Below are 3,173 nucleotides of genomic sequence, written 5' to 3' on the forward strand. Positions count from 1 at the left end.
TGCGGGTGTGGCGGAATTGGCAGACGCACTAGACTTAGGATCTAGCGCCACGTGCGTGGGGGTTCAAGTCCCTCCACCCGCACCACATTTTGCGGAAGTGGCTCAGGGGTAGAGCATCGCCTTGCCAAGGCGAGGGTCGCGAGTTCGAATCTCGTCTTCCGCTCCATTTTTTTTGCCCAGATAGCTCAGTCGGTAGAGCAGGGGACTGAAAATCCCCGTGTCGGTGGTTCGATTCCGCCTCTGGGCACCAATTCTTAACTTGACGGTTTAACTGTCAAGTTTTTTTGTTTTTGATAAGATATAACTGGGATTAACGCATAGAAAAAAATATTCATACATATAAAATAATTGAAGGGTTTTAAAGATAAGTGGATAATATATTAGACTATAGGAAAAGAAAGGGGAGAGTATATTGGCAGATGTGAGAGTAAAAAAACTGGCGAATCTATTAGTGAATTATTCATTTCAGTTGAAGAAGGGCGATAAATTTCTAATAGAGGCTTCGGATTTAGCTTTACCTCTAGTAAAAGAGGTCTATCGGGAGGCCCTTAAGGCAGGTGCTAATCCGGAGGTGCATGTGACGCTTCCCGGATTTAAGGAGATGCTTTTAAAAAACGGAGACAGGGAGCAGTTGGAATACATATCACCAATTGATACGGCTATTCTCAGTGATTATGATGCACTCCTGACCATATGGGGAGATTATAATACCAGAGAGCTGACAGGGGTAGATCCTATGAATATTGCCTGCCACAGAGCAGTTCGCAAGGATTTGCGGATGAAATTCTTCAAACGGATTGCAGAGGGTAAAGCAAAGTGGTGCGGAACTCAATTTCCTACCCATTCTGATGCCCAAGAAGCAGGGATGTCTTTAGAAGAGTACGAAGATTTTGTTTATAATGCAGGGCTAATGCATGAAGACAATCCTACGGAAAAATGGAAGGCAGTTTCCGAGCAGCAGGAGAAAATCTGCAGCTTTTTAAATACTAAGAAAAAGATCCAAATTGTCTCTTTAGATACAGACCTTACCTTATGTGTAGAGGGACGAAAATGGATTAACTGCGATGGTAAAGAAAACTTTCCAGATGGGGAAGTATTTACGACACCTATTCGAGACAGCGTAAACGGCAGTATACGATTTACATTTCCAGCGATTTATTCTAGCAGAGAAGTTGAAGATGTACGCTTAACCTTTGAAAACGGAAAGGTAGTGAAGGCTTCCGCCGCAAAAGGAGAGGATTTCCTATTGTCGGTTTTAGACACCGATGAGGGGGCCCGATACGTGGGCGAAATCGCCATTGGCACCAATTATGGCATCCAAAGATTTACCAAGAACATATTATTTGACGAAAAGATCGGGGGCACCATACATCTTGCAGTCGGTTCGGGGATGGAAGAGACTGGTGGGACAAATGAATCCAGCGTCCATTGGGATATGATTTGCGACATGCGAGAGCATGGAAAAATCTACGCAGATGATGAACTGATCTATGAAAAAGGACAATTCTTAATAAATTTCTAGTAAAAGAGCTAGGCGTTCCGCCTAGCTCTTTTATGCCCCATATTTATCCAGGCGTTTTGCATTGGACAACAATAATCCCATCAGGTACTTGCTTTCAAAGAAGCCCAGGCTTCCTTGGTTGCAGGCATTCTCATGAAAGAACGCTACATCGTCTGCTCCCGTAAAGGGGCCATGAATCAGTATCGGTACTGGATGCCAGCTGTGAGAGCGCATGGCACAGGGGGATGAGTGATCGCCTGTGATCGCTAATACATCCGGTGTATGCTCTAAAAGAATGGGGAGAGCACGATCGACTTTTTCGATGCAGCTAACCTTTGCATCAAAATCACCGTCTTCGCCTGCCTGATCCGTACCTTTCACATGAATGAAGAAGAAATCATACTTATGGCGGTATTCAAGATAGGTCTTAAAAAGGCCTTCAATAGAATCCGCCGCAGGAAGCAGGGTCATTCCCAAGAGAGAAGCGATTCCCCGATACATTGGGTACGCGGCGATTGCCGCAGATTCCAGGAGATATTTATCCCTCATGGTTGGGATTTTTGGTTTGGATGCTATTCCCCGGAGTAAAAAGGCATTGGCGGGATGTTCATCCTTGAGTAAATCATAACCCAGCTGAACAAATTTGTTTATTACACCGGCTAGAAATTCAGAAGGGGGATTCTCTCCCTTCGCTGTTATAGGAGATTTGCCCTCTTCCAAAGGATCTGTATCATTAATTAAAGCTCCGATTTCCTTATCTTTGCTTCTAAATACAGTAACAAAACGATGACCTTTACCTGGTTCGATAATGATTTCTACGCCATCAATCTCATGAATGCTTTTTAGTTTTTTACAAAGAGACTCAGTGATTTCTGTAGAAATTCTACCAGCACGTCGGTCGGTGATTCTGCCTTGCTCATTCATGGTAGCAAAATTGCACCGGGCGGCCACATCGCCATTTTTTAGGTCAAAGCCTATGCCTACCGCTTCTAATACACCGCGGCCGATGGTGACCTGTAAAGGGTCATAGCCAAAGAGCCCTAAATGACCGGGTCCGCTGCCTGGGGTTATACCGGGAAGAATCGGTATACAACGGCCAAGGGATGATTCTGATGCCAGCCTGTCTAGATTTGGAGTATTGGCATATTCTAAGGGTGTTTTGTTGTGAAATTTTGGACTGCGAATATCGCCAACACCATCCATTACCAGCATAACAATTTTTGAATTATTGGATTTGACAGTATCACTAATGATTTGATCGTAATGCATAGGGGTCACCTCTTATGTTTGAGTATTATACTTAACTCTTTTATTATGAGCTTATAGACTTCTTTTATGTATTGCGTAGGGGTAAATCTCTTTTGCTATAAAAAAATGTTGGAATTCCTGACACTATCGGGCTTTAATGAATAATTAATACTGATTTGTGTCAATAGGGATGTAACTTTAGCATCCTGTAAAAATATCGATAATTTTGACTATTAATACACTCTATTATTCTATAAATCTAATAAGAAAATTCGATTAGACGAGGATTGATTTAGAAGATACAATAATCATTGTAATATATATATCCAAAGACCAGCTAATAAAAGTCAATAGTTAAGTTTGATTTTTTTAAAAAAATTGGTTTTAGAAAAAAGAGTATAGCAAAGCTAGCCATATGTAAAAC

Annotated in this window: 2 protein-coding genes and 3 tRNA genes; 4 read left to right on the forward strand and 1 reads right to left on the reverse strand. The window is 42.0% G+C overall.

The window, feature by feature from the left end; all coding sequences use genetic code 11:
- The first annotated feature begins 1 nt into the window (after position 1).
- The 4 genes from BUB56_RS19015 (at position 2) to BUB56_RS19030 (ending at position 1,522) form a co-directional block, all read left to right on the forward strand.
- A tRNA-Leu gene (locus BUB56_RS19015) sits at positions 2-85 on the forward strand.
- Between the two features lie 6 nt (positions 86-91).
- Positions 92-166, forward strand: a tRNA-Gly gene (locus BUB56_RS19020).
- Between the two features lie 8 nt (positions 167-174).
- Positions 175-250, forward strand: a tRNA-Phe gene (locus tag BUB56_RS19025).
- A gap of 171 nt (positions 251-421) precedes the next feature.
- On the forward strand, positions 422-1,522 hold the full coding sequence (locus BUB56_RS19030; RefSeq protein WP_330392705.1) for an aminopeptidase: 1,101 nt from the start codon (positions 422-424) through the stop codon (positions 1,520-1,522).
- Between the two features lie 30 nt (positions 1,523-1,552).
- Here the strand turns inward: BUB56_RS19030 and BUB56_RS19035 are convergent, their stop codons facing one another.
- Entirely contained in the window at positions 1,553-2,770 is a 1,218-nt protein-coding gene (locus tag BUB56_RS19035; protein ID WP_110942816.1) for a 2,3-bisphosphoglycerate-independent phosphoglycerate mutase, read from the reverse strand.
- Between the last annotated feature and the right edge of the window lie 403 nt (positions 2,771-3,173).

Source organism: Geosporobacter subterraneus DSM 17957 (genome assembly GCF_900142145.1).
Taxonomy (GTDB): Bacteria; Bacillota; Clostridia; order Peptostreptococcales; family Thermotaleaceae; genus Geosporobacter; species Geosporobacter subterraneus.